Below are 21,217 nucleotides of genomic sequence, written 5' to 3' on the forward strand. Positions count from 1 at the left end.
CCCGGGCCATTCGTCGTTTCGATGAGTTTTGACGGCGCACCGGGTCTACTGGTCATGGTGCAGCTGCTGAAAGTCCAGAACTTCAACGTCTCCCAGGACGGCTTCGGTGCCGGCGAGGGACAGAGCTTCGAACGGCCGTTCGGCCACGCCGACCCGGGCACCATGTTCGCGTGGGCCGGTGCGACGGCCAGCTGGCCCAACCGCACCGACCCCGGGGGTACCCGGGGCCTCGACGACTACCTCACCCGAGATTTCGCGAACAACATCGGCGCGGAGATCATGGGGCGCAACAAGTTCAGTCCCCATCGCGGCCCGTGGGCGGATCATGACTGGCTGGGCTGGTGGGGTGACGAACCGCCGTTCCACACCCCGGTGTTCGTGCTGACCCACCACGAACGCCCGTCATTCACCCTGTCGGACACCACCTTCCACTTCGTCGACGGCGAGCCGGCGGCCGTGCTGGCGACGGCCCGCGAGGCCGCCGGGGGCAAGGATGTGCGGCTGGGCGGCGGGGCGACCACCATCAGGGAGTTCCTCGACGCCGATCTGGTCGACACCCTGCACGTCGCGGTGTCACCGTTCACCCTCGGTCGCGGATCCCGGCTGTGGGACTCCCCCGACGAACTGCTGGACAGATTCCATTGCGATGTGGTGCCCAGCCCCAGCGGTGTCACCCATCACCTGTTCTGGCGGCGCTGAGCGTCCGGTACCCGCGCTTCAGTCGACGAAGAACTCCGCCGCGACGGCGGCCGCACGTTCGCGATCGGCCGCCACCAGTCCGATCCGGGTTCGGCGGTCCAGGATGTCCTCGGCCGTCAGGGCGCCCTCGTGGGTCACCGCGAACTCGAACTCCGCGCGCAGCACGTCGATGCCGTCGGCGACCGGTTCGGCGGGCTGGGCGCAGGTCGCACCGGCGAGCACCTCCACCGCTTCGGCGCCGAACCGGGCGACCAGTGAAGGTGGCAGTCCGGCAACGGCTTCCCGGGTGGCGCCGACCAGCGGCAGGTTCCTGGTCCGGCACGGTGCGGCCGTGAGGCCGCGCAGCGCGACGGCCCGGTCCAGCACGTCTTCGGCCATGTAGCGGTATTCGGTGAGCTTGCCGCCGATCACGCTGATCACCCCCGCCGACGATTCGGTGACGGCGTGTTCGCGGGAGACGTCGGCGGTCCGGCCTTCTCCGGTATCGATCAGTGGGCGCAGTCCGGCGTAGGCACCGAGCACATCCCCGGGCCCCAAGGCGGTCTGCAGCGCGGTGTTCACCGTGTCGAGCAGGAAGGTCATCTCCTGCGGGGTCGCCTGCGGGACATCGGGAATCGGCCCGGGTGCCTCCTCGTCGGTGAGTCCGAGGTACACCCGACCGAGTTGTTCGGGCATCGCGAAGACGAATCGGTTCAGCTCACCGGGAATCGGAATGGTCAGGGCGGCAGTGGGATTACCGAACGCCGCGGCGTCGAACACCAGGTGGGTGCCCCGGCTGGGCCGCAGCCGCAGGGACGGATCCACCTCGCCCGCCCAGACCCCGGCCGCATTGATGACGGCGCGTGCGCTGAGCCCGAGGGTTTCGCCGGTGAGTTCATCGGTCAGCGTGACCGAGGTCCCGGTCGCCGCCGACGCCGACACCCGGGTCAGGATGACCGCACCATGTCCGGCGGCGGTGCGAGCGACCGCGGTGACCAGCCGGGCGTCGTCGATCAGCTGCCCGTCGAAGGCCAGGAAACCGCCGTCGAGGCCGTCGCGGCGCACCGTCGGGGCGAGTTGTACCGTGCGGGCGGCATCCACCCGGCGCGACCGCGGCAGGATCGAGGCCGACGTACCGGCCAGCTTGCGCAGTCCGTCCCCCGCCACGAATCCGGCGCGCACCAGCGCGCGGGAGGCCCGGCTCATCGACGGCAACAGCGGCACCAGCTGCGGCATCGCCTTCACCAGATGAGGAGCGTTGTGCGACATCAGGATTCCACGTTCGACGGCGCTGCGCCGGGCGATCCCCACATTGCCGGTCGCCAGGTAGCGCAGGCCGCCGTGCACCAATTTGGAACTCCACCTGCTGGTGCCGAAGGCCAGATCGTGTTTCTCCACCAGCACCACGGACAGGCCACGGCTGGCCGCATCGAGTGCGATACCGGCACCGGTGATACCGCCGCCGATCACGACGATGTCGATCAGTGCGGTGTCGGCGAGCGCAGCGAGTTCGGCGCGGCGGCGCGCGGCGTTCAGTGCGGTACTCATGGCTTGAGGTATCCGTTCAGGGCGTGTTGGAGTTCGACGGCCAGCGCCTCGGCGTCCAGGATCGGGGCGACCATCTGCGCGGACTGGACCGCCGACTGGGTGATCAGCAGGCACATGGCGGCCAGCTGCCGGGGATCACCGGCACGCACACTGCCGTGCTCCTGGGCCAGCTTGAGCTGACCGGCGAGCGCGTCGATCAGGATCTGCTGGCTGGTGCCCAGGCGCTCGGCGATGTACACCATGGCCAGCTCGGGTGCGGTGTGCAGCACCGACATCACGATCTCGTCCTGGCGCAGCCGCTGCGCCACCGCCACCATCCGCGCCACCAGGTCGGTGCGCCCCACCCCGCGCTCACCCACGTCCACCAGCACCCGGGTGACCCGGGCGGTCAGCAACGCGGCCAGGATCGACTGGGTGTCGGGCCAGCGCCGGTAGACGGTCGGCCGGCTCACGCCGGCCCGGCGGGCGATCTCGGCAAGAGTCACCCGTTCGATGCCGAACGCCAGCACACAACTGGCGGCGGCATCCAGGATCCGGTCGGCCAGCGATTCACCGCCATCGTCGTTACTGATTGACATCATGTGTAATACTGTAACGCATGATGAAGTGGAATGCCTGGGGCGATCCCGCAGCGGCCAAACCGTTGTCCGACGGGATCCGGGCCCTGCTCAAGCAGGCGCTGGGCATCGAGGAATCGGACACTGCCGACATCACCGCCGAGCAGGTGAAGCTCAGCCCGTCCCGGCTGACGCCCGGCGACTGCGCATCGCTGGAAGCCATCGTCGGCGCCGGCCACTGCCGCGTGGACGACCAGGACCGGCTCCTGCGGGCCGGCGGCAAATCCACTCTGGACCTGTTGCGGCGCAAGGACACCGGCGTTCAAGATGCCCCCGACGCGGTGCTGCTGCCAGGTTCCGAAGAGGAGATCGCGGCGATCCTGGAGTACTGCGCGAGGCAGCGCATCGCCGTCGTCCCGTTCGGCGGCGGCACCAGCGTGGTGGGCGGCCTCGACCCGGAGCGCGGCGACCTGGCCGCGGTGGTGTCGCTGGATCTGCGCCGGTTGGACCGGCTGCTCAGCGTCGACGAGATCTCCGGCGAGGCGGTGCTGCAGGCCGGGGTCACCGGACCCGACGCCGAACGGCTGCTCGCCGAGCACGGCTTCTCCCTCGGCCACTTCCCGCAGAGTTTCCAATTCGCCACCATCGGCGGGTTCGCCGCCACCCGGTCCTCGGGCCAGGACTCGGCCGGCTACGGCCGCTTCGACGATATGGTCCGCGGTCTGCGCGCCGTCACGCCGGCCGGTGTGCTCGACCTCGGCCGGGCCCCGGCCTCGGCGGCCGGCCCCGATCTGCGCCAGCTCATCGTCGGTTCCGAAGGCGTCTTCGGGATCATCACCGCCGTCCGGGTCCGGGTGCACCCGGTGCCCGAGACCACCCGCTACGAAGCGTGGTCGTTCCCGGATTTCGCCACCGGCGCCGCCGCGTTGCGCGCGGTGACCCAGACCGGAACCGGCCCGACGGTGATCCGGCTGTCCGATGAGGTGGAGACCGGGGTCAACCTGGCCACCACCGAGAGCATCGGGGAGCAGCGCGTGACCGGCGGATGCCTGGCGATCACGGTGTTCGAAGGCTCGGCGGCGCACACCGAGAGCCGGCACGACGAGACCCGGGCGGTGCTGGCCGCCCTCGGTGGCACCTCGCTGGGCGAAGCCCCGGCCCGGGCCTGGGAGCACGGCCGCTTCGGCGCCCCCTACCTGCGGGATTCCCTGCTGGCGGCCGGTGCGCTGTGCGAGACGCTGGAGACCGCCACCTCGTGGTCGAACATCCCCGCGCTGAAGGCCGCGGTCACCGACGCCTTGAGCGGCGCACTGGCCGAATCCGGCACGCCGGCGCTGGTGATGTGTCACATTTCGCACGTGTACCCCACCGGAGCCTCGCTGTACTTCACCGTCGTGGCCGCCCAGCGCGGCAACCCGATCGCACAGTGGAACAAGGCCAAGACCGCCGCGTCGGAGGCGATGGTCCGCACCGGCGCGACCATCACCCATCACCACGCGGTCGGCGCCGACCACCGCCCGTGGATGCGCGACGAGATCGGCGATCTGGGCGTGGAGGTGCTGCGTGCGGTGAAGGCGGTGCTCGACCCCGCGGGAATCCTCAACCCCGGCAAGCTGATTCCGTGAACAGGATCACCGTTCTGACCAACCCCGCGTCGGGACACGGCAACGCACCACATGCCGCCGAGCGCGCGATCGCACGATTCCAGCAGCGCGGGATCAACGTGTGCGAGATCGTCGGCACCGACGCCACGCACGCCCGCCGGCTCGTCGACGACGAACTCGCCCGCGGCACCGACGCGCTCGTCGTGGTCGGCGGCGACGGCATCATCTCGGTGGCGCTGCAGGCACTGGCCCTCGGTGACGTCCCGCTGGGAATCATCCCGGCGGGTACCGGCAACGACCATGCCCGCGAATTCCGCATCCCCACAGGCGATCCCGAGGCGGCTGCCGACGTGGTGGCCGACGGAAAGACGCAGACCATCGATCTGGGCCGCATCGTCGATGCCGCGGGTGCGGTCAAGTGGTTCGGAACGGTGATGGCGGCGGGCTTCGATTCGCTGGTGAGCGACCGCACGAACCGGATGAGCTGGCCGCACGGCCGGATGCGCTACAACGTCGCCATGGTCGCGGAGCTGTCCCGGCTGCGGCTGCTGCCGTTCCGGCTCACCTTCGACGACGGGCCGGAGGTCGTCACCGAACTCACCCTGGCCGCTTTCGGCAACACCCGCAGCTACGGCGGCGGCATGCTGATCTGCCCGGGGGCCGACCCGACCGACGGCTTGCTCGACATCACGATGGTGCACTCCGCGTCGCGCACCAAACTGATCCGGCTGTTCCCCACCGTCTTCAAGGGTACCCACGTCAATCTCCCCGAGGTCACCACCAAGCGGGCGGCCGCCGTGGTGGTCGACTCCCCCGGCATCAACGCCTATGCCGATGGCGACTTCGCCTGCCCACTGCCGGTAACGGTGTCCGCGGTGCCGGATGCACTGAAGCTGCTCCGCAGCTAACTTCCCGGTGGTTGCCAGCCACGCATGCAACGATCTCCTGCCAGGACAGGAGGATGTCGTGAACTCAGCCACGCAACGGCGGCGCGCCGACTACGACGAGGCCCCATACGGTTCCTCGGTCCGCCCGGTGCCCTCACCCGACCACCTCGCGGCCGTGGCACACCTCTTCGGGGTCGATCCGCCGGCGGTCGACACGGCCCGCGTCCTCGAGATCGGTTGCGCCTCCGGGGCAAACCTGCTGCCGTTCGCGTCGGCATACCCGGAAGCCACCGTCGTCGGGATCGATCTGTCCGGCGTCCAGATCGCGGCGGGCCGCCACACGGCCGCGGCCAAGGGTCTGCGCAATGTCACCCTGCTACATGGCGATATCGCCGAGTTCGATCTGAACCCCTTGGGGCCGTTCGATTTCATCGTCTGCCATGGCGTGTACAGCTGGGTGCCCGACCATGTGCGCGAGGCCGTCCTCGACACCATCCGTACCGCACTGGCGCCACAGGGCGTGGCCTATGTCAGCTACGACGTCTATCCGGGCTGGAAAACCAAGGAGGTGCTGCGCGACTTCCCCACCCGGTTCGACCATCCCGGCGGTATGCCGGCCGAACGGGCCCGGCGGGCCAGGACCCTCATCGATTTCCTCGGTGACGTGGCCCCGGCCGGCAGCGAACTGGAACGGCTGGTGCTGACCTATCTGTCCACCAGCGGTCAGATCGGGGACAACTACCTGCTGCACGAAGAACTCGAAAGATTCAATTCACCTTGTTATTTCGTGGACTTCGTGGAGCGCCTGGATGCGCATGAGCTGGTGTACCTCGCCGATGCCCGGCCCGACACGATGTATGCCGCGAACTACGCGGAGGAGACAGCGCAGCGCTTGATCGAGGAGTGCGAGAGCCAACTCGAACTGGAGCAGCGCCTGGATTTCGTGGGCAACCGCGCGTTCCGCCAGTCACTGGTGGTACCTGCGTGCCGCGCCGGGCAGATCCGCTACGACGTCGGTCCCGCCCGTTTTCCCCTGCTGCACTTCGCCTCGCGCCTGCCCGCCGCGGACGGCTTCACCCGGTTCGACCACTCAAGCCAGTACTACGGGGAGCCGGGCACCCGGCAGATCTATACCAACGACCACGGTGTGAAGGCCGCACTGGACGTGCTCACCGCATGCTGGCCGCACACGGTGTCCTGGCACCGGCTCACCCGGGCGGTGCGGGAGCGGCTCACGGGCGCGGGGCTGGAGCCGCCGGCGGACCTGCAGACCCGCATCGACATGCTGCTGCAGATGCTGATCGTGCGCGGACTGGTCTGCTACCGACTCGATCCCGTTGCGCCCATCGATGATCCGACCGCGCCGAGCATGTTCACCAGATAGCGGATCGCCTCCGTCGCGGGACGCGCCGGAACGGACGGGTCGATGGCGCGCTGGATACCCAGCCCGATACCCGCGCTCAGCAGAAGATTGCCCAGATCGTCCAAACCCGCCGCAAGGGAACTGGATTCGTCGATCCCCAGATCGGCCGACAGCGCGCGCAACACACCGGCCACCGATTGTGCGGCCTCCTCGCGCAGCGCGGTGATCATCTCGGTGAGTTCGGGGTTGTTCCGCGAGAGCACCACGAACTCGAGCTCGAGCATGGTCCAGCCGACGTCGCCCACCGTGCCCTCGAACCAGGCATTGACGGCCGCGATCCGGCTGTCCAGGTCGGCGTCCGCCATCGCCAGCTCGGCGATCTCACCGAACTTCTCCCGGTGGATGAGTTCGAGGACGGCGCGGCACAGGTTCGGCTTGCTGCCGAAGTTGGAGTAGACCGCCCCCTTGGAATAGCCGGCGTCCTCGGCGACATCGTCGAGGCTGGTGGCCGCATACCCGTGCACCATGAAGCGCCTCCTGGCGGCCCGCACCAACTCGGCGCGGGTCTGCTCCTGGCGTTGCGCCCTGGTCAGCCGCGGCATGTGCAGATCATAAACCGCGGGTATTGATTTGACTCTGAGTATTCAGATACCGTCAGTATCTCGATATGGAAGGGGTCGGCAATGTTCGGTTCGAGGAAGCCGACGGTGGACGGGGCGGTGGTCGTCGTCACCGGGGGCGCGCGCGGCATCGGCGCCACCACCGCGGAACTGTTCGCCGCACGCGGTGCCACGGTGTGGATCGGCGATGTCGACGCCGAGGTCGGCGCCGGTACCGCCGGCCGAGTGGGCTGCCGCAGCGCGCCCCTGGACGTCACCGACCGCGCATCCTGGGCCCGCTTCCTCGGCGAGGTGCAGGCGTCCTCGGGTCCGGTGGACGTCCTGGTGAACAACGCCGGCGTCATGCCGCTGGGACCGTTCGACGCCGAAAGCGAGCAGACCACCGACCTGATCCTGGATGTCAATGTCCGCGGTCTGCTCAACGGTATGCGGGCGGTGCTGCCGGCGATGGCGGCCAGGCGCCGCGGCCATATCGTCAACATCGCGTCGATGGCCGGGATGATCCCCATACCCGGCATGGTCACCTACAACGCCAGCAAGTTCGCCGCCCTCGGTGCGTCGCTGGCCGCCCGGCGCGAGTACGCCGGCACCGGCGTCACGGTGTCCGCGGTGTTGCCCGCGGCGGTCCGCACCGAACTCGCGTCCGGCGCGCCCCTGGGCCGCGGCCTGCCCGCCGTGGATCCGGATGCGGTGGCACGCGCGGTGTTCCGGACGCTGCGCACCCGCGCGGCGCGCACCTCGGTGCCCGGATGGGTCGCGCCCGGATGGGCGCTGGTCGACGCGTTCGTGCCGGAGTCAGTCGAGCGGGCGCTGCGGACCCGCATCGACGACCGGCGTGCGCTCACCGGTATCGACCCGAGCGCGCGGATGGCCTACCAACAGCGACTGGACCGGCAGGCCGACGATCATGCGGGCGTGGTCTCATGACGCGCTCGGTCCGCATCGTCATCATCGGTGCCGGGATGGCCGGGATCGCCGCCGCGCATACGTTCCGCCAGGCCGGTTTCACCGATTTCACCCTGGTGGAGAAGGGCTCCGACGTCGGGGGCGTTTGGCACTGGAATCGCTATCCGGGCCTCACCTGCGATGTGCCCTCGCAGATCTACCAATTCGGTTTCGCGCCGAATCCGGCGTGGAGCCATCTGTGGGCCACCGGTCCCGATATCCAGCGCTATCACCGCGAGATCGTCGACCGCTTCGGGCTGGCCCCACACCTGCGGCTGAACACCGAGATCACCGCGGCGCGTTACCAGGACGGCACTTGGCAGCTCACCACCTCCGGCGGCGACACCATGACCGCCGATTTCGTGGTGTGCGCCACCGGGGTGCTGCACCACCCGTTCATCCCCGACATCCCCGGCATGGACCGGTTCGGCGGCCCGGTGGTGCACACCGCGCGATGGGATCCCGACGTCCAGACCAGCGGCAAGCGTGTCGCCGTGATCGGCACCGGTTCGACCGGGGTGCAGGTGGTCTCGGCGCTGCAACCCGAGGCCGCCGCGGTACTGCACTTCGCCCGTTCACCGCAGTGGATCCTGTGGGCGCCGATGTGGCTGCGCCAACCCCGGGCACTGACGGCGGCACTGCGGCGCTGGCCGGCGTTGCACGCCTTCACCTTCGACCGCCTGCAGTGGATGTCCAACATCCTCGCCGATGTCGTGACCACGCCGTCGTGGCGTCGTCGCGCCGTGCAGGCCTATGCCCGGCTGAGCCTGCGGGCCCAGATCCGCGATCCACACCTGCGGGCCACGTTGACCCCCGACTACCAACCGCTGTGCAAACGCCAGGTGGTGTCGGGCAGCTATTACCGCGCGATCACCCGGCCCAACGCCCTGCTGGTGAGCGACCCGATCACCGAGATGACCCCGACCGGTATCCGCACCGCCGACGGCGCGCACCACGAGGTCGATGTGGTGGTGCTGGCCACCGGGTTTCACGCGCACAACTACATGCGGCCGATGTCGATCGTGGGGCGCGACGGGATCACCCTCGACGAGGCCTGGGTGAAAGGTCCTCGTGCCTACCGGATGACGGCGATCCCCGGGTTCCCGAACCTGTTCACGGTGCTGGGCCCGAACTCACCGACCGGATCGATTCCCCTGCAGTACTCCGCGGAGACCACGGCCCGCTACATCGTGGCCTGGCTCACGCGGTTCCGCGACGGCGAGATCACCGAGGTGGAAGTCACCGAGGAGGCCACCGAAGAGTTCAATGCCGCGGTCGCCGACGCGATCGGCCCCACCGTGTGGAACACCGGATGCAATTCCTGGTATCGCACCGAGGCGGGCACCATCGACCTGTGGCCGTTCGACCGCGCCACGCTCACCCGGATGTTGACCGAACCCGACCCGGCGCACTACCGGGTCAGTTAGCCGACGCCCCTGTTGAGCCAGGTCATCTCGCCGGTGTCGCCACCACCGCGGTAGGGCTCCAGCGATTCGTCCCATGCGGTGCCCAGCACGGTGTCCAGTTCGGCGGCCAGCGTGTCGGCGCCGGAGGCCATCAGCGTGCGCAGACGCTGCTCGCCGACGATGACGTCGCCGTTGGCGCTCATCGCACCGCTCCACAGGCCGAGTTGCGGGGTGTGGCACCAACGGTGTCCGTCGACGCCCTCACTGGGATCCTCGGTGACCTCGAAGCGCAGCACCGACCACGACCGCAGGGCGTTGGCCAGCTGCGCGCCGGTACCGACCGGCCCGATCCAGTTCGTGACAGCACGAAGCTGCCCCGGCATGGCCGGTTGGGGCGTCCATTTCAGGTTCGCCCGCGCCGACAGGGTCGACGAAAGGGCCCACTCCACGTGTGGGCATACCGCCGCGGGCGAGGCGTGAACGTAAACCACGCCAGTCGTCGCATCGGCGAACTGGTTCGACGCACGCATCATCTGCTCCTTCGGCTTCCACTAGGGACGTCTTCCCCAACGACCTGGTGTTACCAAAGCGATGCAGTTGTTTCGTGCGTGTCTATTGTGCCTTGTGGGGCCACAGTTGCGCTAGTGTGCTGCGAATTCTCTCAGGACCTCATCAGAGATTGCCGGCCACAGCGGGTAGGTCCAGTCGCCGAAATCGCGGTCGGTCAGCACCACGAGCGCGAGGTCAACGTCGGGATCGACCCAGAGGAACGTGCCCGACTGCCCGAAATGCCCGAAGGTGCGCACCGAATTGCGGGCTCCGGTCCAGTGCGGAGACTTGCCGTCCCGGATCTCGAACCCCAGCCCCCAGTCGTTGGGCCGCTGTGACCCGAACCCGGGAAGCACCCCGGCCAGGCCGGGGAACTGCACCGTCACCGCGGCCTCGTGCATGGACGCGGACACCAGCGCGGGCCGCAGCAGCTCCCGGGCGAACACCGCCAGGTCTGCCACCGTGGACCGCCCGCCGTACCCGGCGGCCTCGGCCCCGCCGTCCAGCTCGGAATCCGCCATGCCCAGCGGCGCGAACACCGCCTCGCGCAGGTAGGCGTCGAACTCGATGTCCGCGGCATCCTGCAGCGCGCCGGCCAGCAGCGCGAAGCCGTAGTTGGAGTAGATGCGCCGGGCACCTGGCTTGGCCAGCACCTGATCCGACTGCATCGCCACCCCCGACGCATGCGCCAGCAGATGCCGCACCGTCGCCCCGGGCGGGCCGGCCGGGGTGTCGAGTTCGACGGCGCCCTCCTCGACGGCGACCTGCGCCGCGCGTGCGACGAGCAGCTTGGTCACCGATGCCAGCCGGAAGGAATGGCGGACGTCACCGTGGACGGCGAGGATGCCGGACAGTCCCACCACCGCGGCGGCAGCGTTGGGCACCGGCCAGTCGGACAAGGCATCGAGGGCGCTCACGGCTCGAATGGTACGTGCGTGCCCGCGGCCGAACAGCAAGGCGAGTACCGCACTACGCGTATCCGACGGCTCAGCGCCGGGAATGATCGAGGGCGAATCCTCGCCCAACCAAGGGAGCTACATGTTCTCGACACCATTGCTGTTGGTCCGCGAGCCACGTAAGGCGATAGCGCGACTCGGCCTGAAGCCGCCGAACCTACCCGAACCGGTGACCCGCCATCTGCCGAAGATCGTCGAACTGATCAGCGCGGTCGGGCCTCTGCGGGAGACCGCCAGCAGGTTGGTCATCAACTACTACGGCTATGCCACTCCACCTCGCCCCCGCGCACTTTCGCTCGCGAGCGACTACACGAGCTGGCTGAGCCTGACCGACCGCACGTACAGCGGACGCCACCTGCCGCCGTCGACCACACCGCCGGAAGCACTACCCGCAGCCGCCGATGTGACCGGGCTCTACCGCCGCGAGCAGGAGATCAAATCCACCGACACCAGCGCCATGTTCATGTTCTTCGCGCAGTGGTTCACCGACAGTTTCCTGCGGACCAGCCGCGCCGACACGATGGGCAGGAAGAACACGTCCAACCACGAGATCGACCTATGCCAGATCTACGGGCTCAGCGCGGAGAAGACCGCCATGCTGCGCGCGCACGATGGCGGACGACTCAAGAGTCAGCTGATCGACGGTGAGGAGTTCCCGCCGTTCCTCTTCGAACCGCGTGATCCGGGCGGGCCACTCACATTCAAGGCCGAGTTCCGAGGTCTCCACGAGGAAGAATTCTTCATCGAGACGATCCTCGGTGACGTTCCCGACGTCCGGAAGGACTCCGTCTTCGCGGTCGGTCTCGAACACGGCAACTCCACCATCGGCCACACGGTGCTCGACACCGTTTTCCTGCGTGAACACAACCGGATCGCACGTCTGCTCCACCACCAGCACCCGGACTGGGATGACGACCGGCTGTTCGAAACCGCGCGCAACGTCATGATCGTGCTCTTGCTGAAACTCGTCGTCGAGGAATACATCAAACACATCGGCCCGTTCGACTTTCCCCTCCAAGTGGTCCCGTTCATCGCCGACGGCGAGCGCTGGAACAGGCCGAACTGGTGCTCGATCGAATTCAATCTGCTCTACCGCTGGCACATGCTGGTGCCCGACAGTATCGGCGAGGGACCAGACCGGTTGAGCCCAAAAGACTTTCGAAACAACAATCCGTTGGTGATGACCCGCGGAATCGAGTCCCTGGTAACACAGTTCTCCGCGGAACGCGCCGGAAAGATCGGACTTCTCAACACCCCGTACTTCCTGGTGGACCGGGCCCATCCGAACTATCCGTCGGTCGAGGAACGGACCATCACATTGATGCGCCAGGCGCGGTTGAGCTCGTACAACGACTACCGCGAGGCTTTCAGCCTCAAGCGGCTGAACAGCTTCCGCGACCTCACATCCGACGCGGACGTTCGAGCACGCCTGGAGGCGCTCTACGGGCACATCGACAATCTCGAGTGGTACGTCGGCGTATTCGCCGAGGACTACCCCGATTACGCGATGATGGGCGAGCTTTTGACGACGATGGTGGCCTACGACGCCTTCACTCAGGCACTCACCAATCCGCTGCTTGCCCGCAACGTGTTCAACGAACGGACCTTCTCGAAGACGGGCATGGCGATCATCGGAGAAACACGGTCCCTGGAGCAGTTGATCGCGCGGAACTGCACCACACCCGACGCCGTGCACGCGAGCTTTTCCTGCGGGCTCGCAGGCTGATCGTTCAGCGCACCCGAACCAGCAGATCCTCCAGCAGACCGGCCACCGCGGCATCGACCTCCGCGATCACCCGGCGCAGGTCCATGACCCGGCTCGCGGGCGGCTCGGCGTTCAGGCCGGCGCGCAGCACGTTGCAGATGGCGCGGTAGGCGGCGGCATCGGTGGCCTCACTCCAGCGCTGCATCGACTCCGACCAGGCCCGCAGCCGGGCGGCGTCGGCGTGCCCCCGGGCAAGGAGCAGCGCGCGCCGGTACACGTCGCCCGCCCATTCCATCGGCAGCCGCTCGTCCAGCACCGGCAGCAGCGCCTCGTCGAGGAGGGCGTATCCCTCGGCGTGACGCCACTGGTCCAGAGCCGCGATACCTTCGGCGGCACCCGCCAGCGCGGACAACGCCGGGTCGGCGGCGCGACCGGCGATCGCGTGCAAGGCCGCGACGGCGTCGTCGTCGGACGCCAGCACGACGGTGAGATAGGCGACATAACCGTGGGCGGCGCTCTCCGGAGTTCCGGCGAGCAGAAGGGCGGCGCGGTCGGCCCAGTCTTCGGCGACGGCGACGTGCCCGCGAGCCAGCCAGGCCAATCCCAGCTCGGCGGCCTTGACCGCGGCCTGCACCGGATCGGTGCGCACCAGCAGGGCGTGCACCCGCTCGTTGATCCGGACGGCTTCCCGGCCGTGACCCTGCCGCCATGCGGCGCAGGCGTAGGCCGCCAGGTCGTCGACCGCCAGGGTCTGCACGCCCTCGACACGCGCGAAGGTCTCGTAACTCGTATGCCAATCGCTGCGCCGGAACGCCGCGCGGGCAATGACGAGGAGGTCGGCTCCGTGACCGGCCGACAACGAGTGTGACGCCATGTCCCACGGTAACGCGCCGAGCTGGGCCGCGGTGTCGCCTTGACGCTTCCCGCCGGCAACCGGACATTTGTTTGGACACCATTCCATTTTTTGGCGGAGGCATTAGGTTATACGCATGCCTCAGACAGTGCGCGGTGTGATTTCCCGGTCCAAGAAGCAGCCCGTCGAGTTGGTCGACATCATCATCCCCGACCCGGGACCCGGCGAAGTGGTGGTCGACATCATCGCCTGCGGCGTCTGCCACACCGACCTGACCTACCGCGAAGGCGGCATCAACGACTCCTATCCCTTCCTGCTCGGGCACGAAGCCGCCGGCACCGTCGAAGCCATCGGCCCGGGCGTCACCCACGTCGCCGTCGGCGACTTCGTCATCCTCAACTGGCGCGCAGTCTGCGGGGAATGCCGGGCCTGCAAACGCGGCCGCCCGCAGCTGTGCTTCGACACCTTCAACGCCACCCAGAAAATGACGCTGACCGACGGCACCGAACTGACCCCCGCCCTCGGTATCGGCGCCTTCGCCGACAAAACCCTCGTCCACCAAGGCCAATGCACCAAAGTCGACCCCGAAGCCGACCCCGCCGTCGCCGGACTACTCGGCTGCGGCGTGATGGCCGGCCTCGGCGCAGCCATCAACACCGGCAACATCGGACGCGATGACACCGTCGCGGTCATCGGCTGCGGCGGCGTCGGGGACGCCGCCATCGCCGGAGCCGCCCTGGTCGGAGCTCGCACCATCATCGCCGTCGACACCGACAACCGGAAACTGGACTGGGCCAGAACCTTCGGCGCCACCCACACCATCAACGCCAAAGAACTCGACCCCGTCGCGACCATCCAGGATTTGACCGACGGGTTCGGCGCCGACGTCGTCATCGACGCCGTCGGACGCCCCGAAACCTGGAAACAAGCCTTCTACGCCCGCGACCTGGCCGGCACCGTGGTCCTGGTCGGCGTGCCCACCCCGGATATGACCTTGGAGATGCCGCTGGTGGATTTCTTCTCCCGCGGCGGGTCGCTGAAGTCGTCCTGGTACGGCGACTGCCTACCCGAACGCGACTTCCCCACCCTCATCTCGCTGTACCGCCAGGGCCGGCTGCCGTTGGAGAAGTTCGTCTCCGAACGCATCGGGCTCGACGCCATCGAAGACGCCTTCCACAAGATGCACGCCGGCGAGGTACTCCGATCGGTCGTCATCCTGTGAGCGTGCAACGGGTCGTGACCAGCGGCACCTTCAGCCTGGACGGCGGCACCTGGGACGTCGACAACAACATCTGGCTCGTCGGTGACGATTCAGACGTGATCGTCTTCGACGCCGCCCACACCGCCGCGCCGATCGTGGAGGCCGTGGGCGGCCGCAACGTCGTCGCCGTCATCTGCACCCACGGCCACAACGACCACATCACCGTGGCCCCCGAACTGGGCAAGACCCTGGACGCCCCGGTGTTCCTGCACCCGGCCGACGAGATGCTGTGGCGGGAGATCCACCCGGACAAGGATTTTCACAGCGTGCAAGACGGCCTGGCGCTGAGCGCCGGCGGCATCGAGCTGCACGCCCTGCACACCCCCGGGCACTCCCCCGGCTCGGTGTGCTGGTCAGCACCGGCCCTCAATGCCGTCATCTCCGGAGACACCCTGTTCCAGGGCGGCCCCGGCGCCACCGGACGCTCCTACTCCAGCTTCCCCACCATCCTGGAATCCATCAGCAAGAAGCTGGGCACCCTGCCGGATGAGACCGTCGTCTACACCGGGCACGGCGACACCACCACCATCGGTGGCGAACTGGTGCACTACGACGAATGGGTGGCGCGGGGGCACTAGCGATGCACACCGTTGACGCGGTGGCGACGATCCTGTTGTTCGTCATCCTGCTCGGCTGGGTGGGCCTGTCGGTATATGCCGGCGCCATGAGCGTCACACTCAGCGACAGCGGGGCGCCCGGTGTCGCGGCGCTCGGCGTGCTCCTGGCCGTCGTCGGTATACCGGCGTCGGTGGTCACCGCCTATGCGGCGGCGATCGTATATGCCTGGCGGGCAGACGGTTACACGTTCTACTACCCACTGATCGCCCTCGCCGGTGGCACGGCACTGGCGGCATCGGTGGCCGCTGCGGCCTTCGGGCTGGTTCGGCTGGGGCTGCGCATGCACGGCACCGACGCGGACGGCCGCCCGCCCGCGGTGACCGCACCCGCGGTCTACACCTTCGAGCGGGTGCGCGAATACCGGGACGGCAACCTTTTCACCGAGCTCGGCGTCGAACGCTCGACCGGCCGCCGCTACCTGCGGACCCCGATGCCGCAACGCGACGGCGAGTACCGCGAGTACCACGGCATCGACCTCGGGATGTACGAGCTGTTCTGCGCTGATCGTGGGGCGGCGCTTGCCTTCGCCGGGCAGTGCCGCTCCGGGGAGCACGAGGATCGTTGGATGCCACCGCCCGGGGCGCCGGCGGCCACACCACCGTCCGCCGACCGCAAACATCTGGCCGGGAAACGGGCGGTGCTACGGACCGATCACCCCACCGATGCGTCGGGTGTCCCCGTACTCGGCCTGCCGGTGGGTACCGCGTTCGTCCGGATCGTCGGGAACCGCGTCGACCCGGACGGCAGCCTCGCGGTCCGGCTTCCGAAAGACGGCTCCGCGGTCGTCTCCGTCGACGCCGACCAGTTGGGTCTGCACTGACCCTTTGCGATCACGCTGAGCGAGTCCCTACCGACACGCCGACGGTCCACCGATAGTCATGCCATGACGACATCGAGTGGACGCTCCGCGGCGATCATCGGCGCCGGGCAGACCGGCGTGAGCGCGGCGCTGGGACTGCTGGACAAGGGCTTTGACGTCACCGTGTACAGCAATCTGGACCAGCAACAGTTGCGGGACGGCATCCCGGCCAGTGGCACCGCGCTGATCCTCGGCGCGGCCCAGCGCGCCGAGGAGAGCCTGGGGCTCAACACGTATCTGGCCACCGCGCCGCTGTCGACGGGCGAAAGTGTGCGGGTGGTCGACGCGGGTGCCGAGGCGATCGCCTTCGACGGCTGGTTCGACGGCTTCCGCGGGATCGCCGTGGACACCCGGCTCAAGACCGACGACCGGCTGACCCTGTTCCAGCAGCGCGGCGGCCGGTTCGTGGTGCAGCCGGTCGACCCGGAAGGCCTCGATACCATTGCCGCCAAGGCCGACCTGACGCTGGTGGCCACCGGCCGTGGCGGGCTGTCGTCACTGTTTCCCGTCAACCCCGCCCGCACCGCGTACGACAAGCCCCAGCGCAGTCTGCTGGCCTTCACGGTCACCGGGTTGCCGCACGGCCCGGAGGTCTTCGCTCATCGCAGCACGGCCGGCGGAGCACACAACGCACTCACCGTGGTCGCCGATCAGGGCGAGGTGTTCTGGGGTCCGTATCTGCACAAGGACGCCGGACCGACGTGGGCGTTTCTCGGCTGGGCTCGCCCAGGCAGCGACTGGGAACGCCGGTTCGCCACGGTGACCAGCGCCGAATCCGCGCTCACCGTCGCCACCGATCTGCACCGCGACTACATCGACTGGGACCTGCCGGAGGTGACCGAATTGCGGGTCATCGACGAGGACCCGCATTCCTGGCTGACCGGCGCCGTCACCCAGCTGGTGCGGTCAGGGGTGGGCCACACCGCGGGTGGCCATCCGGTGGCCGCGCTCGGTGACACCGCGGTGGCGTTCGACCCGATCGCCGGACAAGGCGCCCAGGGCGGCCTGATCCAGGCGGCCGCCCTGGTGCACAGGGCCGGCGCGCATGACGGTCCCTTCGACACCGCCTGGCTGACAGCGGCTTTCGCAGAGTTCTACGACCACCGCGCCCGGGCCGCCCAGCAGGTGACCCGGCTGTTCCTGGCCGATCCGGAGCTGGCCGCATACGGCAGCCTGTTCTTCGCCGCGGCCAGCGGGAGCAGCCGATTCGCCTCGAAACTGCTTGGCCTGCTGGATGATCCACGCCCGTTCGAGAGCGTGACCTCCGAGGCCACGGCCAAGCAGCTGATCGCCGACTTCGCGGGTGAGCCCGCCGACGAACTGCTGGCCCGTTTCGTGCCGGCAGGGAGGTTCCAGCGCTCCGGGCTGGCCTTGAGCGCGGTCTAAGAGCCCAACAGCCGGCGTTTCTCGGATTCAAATTCTTCCTTCGTCAGTGCGCCGGAATCACGGAGCGCGGCAAGCGTTTTGAGCTGCTGAATACGGACGCCGTCATCGGTGGGGGTAAAGGTCGCGCCGGAATCGGGCACGGCGTCGATGGTGAAGGAGGGCGCCGGGCCGATCGGTACCGGGCGGCGGCGCACCTTGGCGGCCCACACCCGCGCGACGATCAGGTCCACCACGGCCACGCCGAACACCGCGGCGGCCCACCAGGGCAGGTGGGGCACCGGACTGCCGTGCCCGAAGGCCAGCCGCGGGCTGATGAACGCGCTGACATTGCCCTCGGTGGTGATGCGGTAGTCGCCTTCCTCGGCGATCTTGGCCACCCACACCCGCACCCGCGCATCGTTGTTGACCGTGGTGGTCGCGCCGATGTTCTCGGTCACCACGGGCTCGGGCACGCCGGCCGGCGGGTCGGCACGCAACCGCAGGTTCGGGATCGGCAGTCCACCGCCGCTGGTGCTACCGATGATCTGGGTGTGGAAGCTGATGTTGACCTCACCCGCCGGAAGGTGCAGCGTGCTGCGCCCCGGGATCGGCACCTCGCCATAGGCGTCGTACTTGTCCAGTACGAACGCGTTGAGCACCAGCGCCACGACGAACGCGATACCCGACACGATCATGGTCACCACCGCGATCGCGGTGAGGAGTTTGGGCACAGTCGCGGCACTCATGGGCGAAGTGTGTCATGTCCGCTGTCCGGAGGTGCGTACCGCGACGGCGTACTACCGTCATCAAGGTGTCCAGTTCGAGCCGCGAGTCCAGTGTGGTGGTGCGACCGATCCCACCGGGAAGTGCGTTCTATACAGCCGGTTCCCGGCTGCAGGCGGCCGGCCTGAAACGGGCCATCACCCTGTTCGAGCAAGCCGCCCAGGTGGTACCCATCCCCGCTGCCCCTCGGCCCATCGTGCTGGCCGATTACGGCGCGGCCAACGGGCACAACTCGCTGCTGCCGATCTCGGCCGCCATCGCGGTGCTGCGTCAGCGGACCCGAACCGAGCACTCGATCATGGTGACGCACACCGACGTCCCCGACAACGACTTCAGTGCGCTGTTCCGCATTCTCGCCGAGGATCCGGACAGCTACCTGAAGAAGGACCATGCCGCGTACGCCTCGGCGGTCGGGCGGTCGTACTACGCCCAGATCATCCCGTCCAACAGTGTCAACCTGGGCTGGTCGGCCTGGTCGGTGCTGTGGCTGGGCCGGGTGCCCGCCCCGGTACCCGATCACATCCACGCGTCCTTCAGCGCCGATGCGGAGGTGCGCGCGGCACACCAGAAGCAGGCGGCCTTCGACTGGCACGAGTTCGTGGCGTTCCGCGGCCGTGAGCTGTGTCCGGGCGGGCGTGCGGTGGTGCTCACCATGGCCGTCTCCGAGGACGGCGAGTTCGGTTACCGGCCGGTGCTGCAGGCGTTGATGGCCGAACTGACCGAGCTGGCGGCCCGCGGCGTGATCACCGATGCCGAGCTGAGCCGGATGAACATCCCCATCGCCGGCCGGCGCGCCGCCGATTTCCACTCGCCGTTCGCCCCGTCCGGGCGCCTGGAACAACTCGCGATCGAGCACCTCGAAGTGTTCGACGCCGAGGACCGGTTCTGGCATCAGTATCAGATCGACGGCGATGCACGGCATTTCGGCGCGGAATGGGCCGCGTTCATGCGAGCGGCGGTGTTCCCGGCGCTGACCGGGGTGCTACCGGCGGACCGCCGGTTGGTCTTCGCCGACGCGCTGGAGGCCGGCGTCGCGGCCCGGCTGGCGGCGGCACCCGAGCAGATCCGGATCCCGCTGGCCGTGGTGGTGCTGCACAAGCGGCCGAAGACGTACTAGCCCCAGGCGGGAATCGCCGCATCGATGAGATGCGGTCCGGGTTCGGCCACCGCGGCCCGGAACTGGTCGGCCAGTTCCTCGGCGGTGCTCGCGCGGCTGGCGGGTACGCCAAATCCTGTTGCGAGGGCGACGAAGTCGATATCCGGATTGCCCAGATCCAGTAGCGACCGTGACTGCGGCCCGGTGGCCGCCGACCCCACTCGCGCCAGCTCCAGCTGCAGGATCGCGTAGGCATGGTTGTTCAGGATCACCACGGTGATGTCGAGCCGTTCACGCGCCATCGTCCACAGCGCCGAAATCGTATACAGCGCACTGCCATCGGCTTGCAGCGCGACGACCGGCCGGTCCGGGGCGGCGACCGCAGCCCCGACCGCCACCGGCAGTCCCTGCCCGATCGCGCCGCCGGTCAACGTGAGCACGTCGTGACGCGGGGACGCCGCGGTCGCCGCGGGCAGCAGCACCCCACTGGTGTTCGCCTCGTCGACGATGACGGCGTTGTCGGGGAGCAGCGCCCCGATGACCTGGGCCCAGTTGGCGACATTGAGCGGGCCGCTGGGCAACGCCGGTGGCTCCTGCACGGCGGGCGGGAGCGCGGGTGCGGCGAGCGCGTCGGCGAGCCGGTCCAGGTCGGCCGGCTCCAGCGTCTGGATCTGCGTGCCGCGGGGTACCAGTCCGCTCGCCTTACCCGGATAGGCGAAGAACGCGACCGGGGAACGGGCACCCACCAGGATCAGATGGGTGATCCCGGAGAGCTGTTGCTCGGCTTGCTCAGCCAGGTAGGCCAGCCGCTCGATCGGTGGGACACCGGCCCCGCGGGTCAGTCTCGCCGGGAATGTCTCGACCAGTGCCCTGGCCCCGACCGCGGCCGAAATACGCGCCGCCGCAACGAGTCCGGCCTCCGTGGTCGCCGCGCCCCCGAGCAGCAACGCCGCGCCGGGACCGCTGGTCCGCAGCAGTTCGGCCACGGGCTCGATATCGGCGGCGACGTCGTCGCCGGTGGGCGCCTCGGGTGTCGTGACCACCGGGACCTCGGCGGTACTCCAGGAATAGTCGGCGGGCAGGATCACGGTGGCCACCCGCCCGGGCGGCCCCGCCGCGGCCGTGATCGCCTCATCCACCGATACCGCCAGGGCGTCCGCGGCGGCGGGCCGGAACACCAGACCTTCCGGCCACCGGGCGAGCGCCTCGATATCGGATTCCAACGGTGCGTCGAACTCCTTGTGATACGTGGCGTGATCCCCGACGATGTTGACCACCGGGCTGTGCGCGCGCCGTGCGTTGTGCAGATTCGCCAGGCCGTTGGCCAATCCTGGCCCCAGGTGCAGCAACGTGGCCGCCGGTGTGCCGGTGATCCGGGCATAACCGTCGGCGGCACCGGTGGCCACCCCCTCGAACAGGCACAGCACCGCGCGCATCGCGGGAGTGTGATCGAGCGCCGCCACGAAATGCATCTCCGAGGTCCCGGGATTGGCGAAACAGACCTCGACTCCGCCGGCCAGCAATCGGCCGATCACCACATCGGCACCGGTGTTCACCGGCTCCA

At 68.7% G+C, this 21,217-nt stretch carries 20 protein-coding genes; 12 read left to right on the plus strand and 8 right to left on the minus strand.

The features are described from left to right. Positions 1–54 precede the first annotated feature (54 nt). Positions 55–699 (plus strand): dihydrofolate reductase family protein, encoded by a 645-nt coding sequence (locus H7J86_RS21125; RefSeq protein ID WP_090353672.1) that lies wholly within the window; start codon positions 55–57, stop codon positions 697–699. A gap of 18 nt (positions 700–717) precedes the next feature. Here H7J86_RS21125 and H7J86_RS21130 read toward each other — a convergent pair whose 3' ends face one another. Next, a complete protein-coding gene (locus H7J86_RS21130) occupies positions 718–2,226 on the minus strand; it encodes a glycerol-3-phosphate dehydrogenase/oxidase (protein ID WP_267293263.1) in 1,509 nt (502 codons plus the stop codon). Beyond that, positions 2,223–2,807, minus strand: a complete 585-nt coding sequence (locus H7J86_RS21135; RefSeq protein WP_090353669.1) for a TetR/AcrR family transcriptional regulator — start codon at positions 2,805–2,807, stop codon at positions 2,223–2,225. The genes H7J86_RS21130 and H7J86_RS21135 overlap by 4 nt, the downstream gene beginning before the upstream one ends. Before the next feature lie 20 nt (positions 2,808–2,827). Between H7J86_RS21135 and H7J86_RS21140 the strand changes: the two genes are divergently transcribed. From H7J86_RS21140 to H7J86_RS21150, 3 genes are read left to right on the plus strand one after another with little or no spacing between them, the layout of a single operon-like run. Further along, positions 2,828–4,408 carry an FAD-binding oxidoreductase gene (locus tag H7J86_RS21140; RefSeq protein WP_187099451.1) on the plus strand — a complete coding sequence of 527 codons (1,581 nt, stop codon included), beginning with the start codon at positions 2,828–2,830 and terminating at the stop codon, positions 4,406–4,408. Further along, a complete protein-coding gene (locus H7J86_RS21145) occupies positions 4,405–5,295 on the plus strand; it encodes a diacylglycerol kinase (protein WP_090353668.1) in 891 nt (296 codons plus the stop codon). Before H7J86_RS21140 ends, H7J86_RS21145 begins: the two co-directional genes overlap by 4 nt. A 58-nt stretch (positions 5,296–5,353) precedes the next feature. Further along, on the plus strand, positions 5,354–6,658 hold the full coding sequence (locus H7J86_RS21150) for a methyltransferase regulatory domain-containing protein (RefSeq protein ID WP_267293264.1): 1,305 nt from the start codon (positions 5,354–5,356) through the stop codon (positions 6,656–6,658). Here the strand turns inward: H7J86_RS21150 and H7J86_RS21155 are convergent. Then, on the minus strand, positions 6,595–7,239 hold the full coding sequence (locus tag H7J86_RS21155) for a TetR/AcrR family transcriptional regulator (RefSeq protein WP_090353665.1): 645 nt from the start codon (positions 7,237–7,239) through the stop codon (positions 6,595–6,597). The two genes, H7J86_RS21150 and H7J86_RS21155, sit on opposite strands and share 64 nt — an antisense overlap. 81 nt (positions 7,240–7,320) lie before the next feature. Here H7J86_RS21155 and H7J86_RS21160 point away from each other — a divergent pair, with 81 nt between their 5' ends. Then, positions 7,321–8,184, plus strand: coding sequence for an SDR family oxidoreductase (locus tag H7J86_RS21160; RefSeq protein WP_267293266.1), 864 nt, complete (start codon positions 7,321–7,323; stop codon positions 8,182–8,184). After that, positions 8,181–9,629 carry a flavin-containing monooxygenase gene (locus H7J86_RS21165; protein ID WP_187096126.1) on the plus strand — a complete coding sequence of 483 codons (1,449 nt, stop codon included), beginning with the start codon at positions 8,181–8,183 and terminating at the stop codon, positions 9,627–9,629. The genes H7J86_RS21160 and H7J86_RS21165 overlap by 4 nt, the downstream gene beginning before the upstream one ends. On the opposite strand, the gene H7J86_RS21170 is transcribed toward H7J86_RS21165, so the two are convergent. Together H7J86_RS21170 and H7J86_RS21175 are read right to left on the minus strand one after the other, a co-directional pair. Beyond that, the gene (locus H7J86_RS21170) at positions 9,626–10,138 is read right to left on the minus strand and encodes a DUF3145 domain-containing protein (RefSeq protein WP_090353990.1); all 513 of its coding nucleotides are present in this window, start codon (positions 10,136–10,138) and stop codon (positions 9,626–9,628) included. The two genes, H7J86_RS21165 and H7J86_RS21170, sit on opposite strands and share 4 nt — an antisense overlap. Positions 10,139–10,249: 111 nt before the next feature. Further along, positions 10,250–11,074: a serine hydrolase domain-containing protein gene (locus H7J86_RS21175; RefSeq protein WP_267293268.1), complete on the minus strand. Its 825-nt coding sequence runs from the start codon at positions 11,072–11,074 to the stop codon at positions 10,250–10,252. 121 nt (positions 11,075–11,195) lie between these two features. On the opposite strand from H7J86_RS21175, the gene H7J86_RS21180 reads away from it, so the two are divergent. Beyond that, a complete protein-coding gene (locus H7J86_RS21180; protein ID WP_267293270.1) occupies positions 11,196–12,839 on the plus strand; it encodes a peroxidase family protein in 1,644 nt (547 codons plus the stop codon). A gap of 4 nt (positions 12,840–12,843) precedes the next feature. Here H7J86_RS21180 and H7J86_RS21185 read toward each other — a convergent pair whose 3' ends face one another. Continuing rightward, positions 12,844–13,692, minus strand: coding sequence for a chemotaxis protein CheY (locus tag H7J86_RS21185; RefSeq protein ID WP_267293272.1), 849 nt, complete (start codon positions 13,690–13,692; stop codon positions 12,844–12,846). Positions 13,693–13,807: 115 nt separating this feature from the next. Between H7J86_RS21185 and H7J86_RS21190 the strand changes: the two genes are divergently transcribed. From H7J86_RS21190 to H7J86_RS21205, 4 genes are all read left to right on the plus strand, one after another. Continuing rightward, the gene (locus H7J86_RS21190; protein WP_267293274.1) at positions 13,808–14,893 is read left to right on the plus strand and encodes an S-(hydroxymethyl)mycothiol dehydrogenase; all 1,086 of its coding nucleotides are present in this window, start codon (positions 13,808–13,810) and stop codon (positions 14,891–14,893) included. Beyond that, a complete protein-coding gene (locus tag H7J86_RS21195) occupies positions 14,890–15,510 on the plus strand; it encodes an MBL fold metallo-hydrolase (RefSeq protein WP_267293276.1) in 621 nt (206 codons plus the stop codon). The genes H7J86_RS21190 and H7J86_RS21195 overlap by 4 nt, the downstream gene beginning before the upstream one ends. A gap of 2 nt (positions 15,511–15,512) precedes the next feature. After that, the gene (locus H7J86_RS21200) at positions 15,513–16,370 is read left to right on the plus strand and encodes a DUF7161 family protein (protein WP_267293278.1); all 858 of its coding nucleotides are present in this window, start codon (positions 15,513–15,515) and stop codon (positions 16,368–16,370) included. A gap of 63 nt (positions 16,371–16,433) precedes the next feature. Next, positions 16,434–17,795, plus strand: coding sequence for a styrene monooxygenase/indole monooxygenase family protein (locus H7J86_RS21205; protein ID WP_267293280.1), 1,362 nt, complete (start codon positions 16,434–16,436; stop codon positions 17,793–17,795). Here the strand turns inward: H7J86_RS21205 and H7J86_RS21210 are convergent. After that, the gene (locus tag H7J86_RS21210; protein ID WP_267293282.1) at positions 17,792–18,520 is read right to left on the minus strand and encodes an SHOCT domain-containing protein; all 729 of its coding nucleotides are present in this window, start codon (positions 18,518–18,520) and stop codon (positions 17,792–17,794) included. The two genes, H7J86_RS21205 and H7J86_RS21210, sit on opposite strands and share 4 nt — an antisense overlap. A 65-nt stretch (positions 18,521–18,585) precedes the next feature. Here H7J86_RS21210 and H7J86_RS21215 point away from each other — a divergent pair, with 65 nt between their 5' ends. After that, positions 18,586–19,674, plus strand: a complete 1,089-nt coding sequence (locus tag H7J86_RS21215; RefSeq protein WP_267293284.1) for a class I SAM-dependent methyltransferase — start codon at positions 18,586–18,588, stop codon at positions 19,672–19,674. On the opposite strand, the gene H7J86_RS21220 is transcribed toward H7J86_RS21215, so the two are convergent. Then, a complete protein-coding gene (locus H7J86_RS21220) occupies positions 19,671–21,209 on the minus strand; it encodes an acetolactate synthase large subunit (protein ID WP_267293286.1) in 1,539 nt (512 codons plus the stop codon). The genes H7J86_RS21215 and H7J86_RS21220 overlap by 4 nt on opposite strands. Between the last annotated feature and the right edge of the window lie 8 nt (positions 21,210–21,217).

Origin of the sequence: Mycobacterium hackensackense (genome assembly GCF_025822555.1) — a bacterium.
Lineage (GTDB): Bacteria > Actinomycetota > Actinomycetes > Mycobacteriales > Mycobacteriaceae > Mycobacterium > Mycobacterium fluoranthenivorans.

Coding starts and splice junctions, on each gene's coding strand:
- H7J86_RS21205 (WP_267293280.1), top strand. CDS start 16,434: ATGACGACATCGAGTGGACGCTCCGCGGCGATCATCGGCGCCGGGCAG.
- H7J86_RS21135 (WP_090353669.1), bottom strand. CDS start 2,807: ATGATGTCAATCAGTAACGACGATGGCGGTGAATCGCTGGCCGACCGG.
- H7J86_RS21200 (WP_267293278.1), top strand. CDS start 15,513: ATGCACACCGTTGACGCGGTGGCGACGATCCTGTTGTTCGTCATCCTG.
- H7J86_RS21210 (WP_267293282.1), bottom strand. CDS start 18,520: ATGAGTGCCGCGACTGTGCCCAAACTCCTCACCGCGATCGCGGTGGTG.
- H7J86_RS21165 (WP_187096126.1), top strand. CDS start 8,181: ATGACGCGCTCGGTCCGCATCGTCATCATCGGTGCCGGGATGGCCGGG.
- H7J86_RS21180 (WP_267293270.1), top strand. CDS start 11,196: ATGTTCTCGACACCATTGCTGTTGGTCCGCGAGCCACGTAAGGCGATA.
- H7J86_RS21190 (WP_267293274.1), top strand. CDS start 13,808: ATGCCTCAGACAGTGCGCGGTGTGATTTCCCGGTCCAAGAAGCAGCCC.
- H7J86_RS21125 (WP_090353672.1), top strand. CDS start 55: ATGGTGCAGCTGCTGAAAGTCCAGAACTTCAACGTCTCCCAGGACGGC.
- H7J86_RS21140 (WP_187099451.1), top strand. CDS start 2,828: ATGAAGTGGAATGCCTGGGGCGATCCCGCAGCGGCCAAACCGTTGTCC.
- H7J86_RS21170 (WP_090353990.1), bottom strand. CDS start 10,138: ATGCGTGCGTCGAACCAGTTCGCCGATGCGACGACTGGCGTGGTTTAC.
- H7J86_RS21185 (WP_267293272.1), bottom strand. CDS start 13,692: ATGGCGTCACACTCGTTGTCGGCCGGTCACGGAGCCGACCTCCTCGTC.
- H7J86_RS21130 (WP_267293263.1), bottom strand. CDS start 2,226: ATGAGTACCGCACTGAACGCCGCGCGCCGCCGCGCCGAACTCGCTGCG.
- H7J86_RS21155 (WP_090353665.1), bottom strand. CDS start 7,239: ATGCCGCGGCTGACCAGGGCGCAACGCCAGGAGCAGACCCGCGCCGAG.
- H7J86_RS21160 (WP_267293266.1), top strand. CDS start 7,321: ATGTTCGGTTCGAGGAAGCCGACGGTGGACGGGGCGGTGGTCGTCGTC.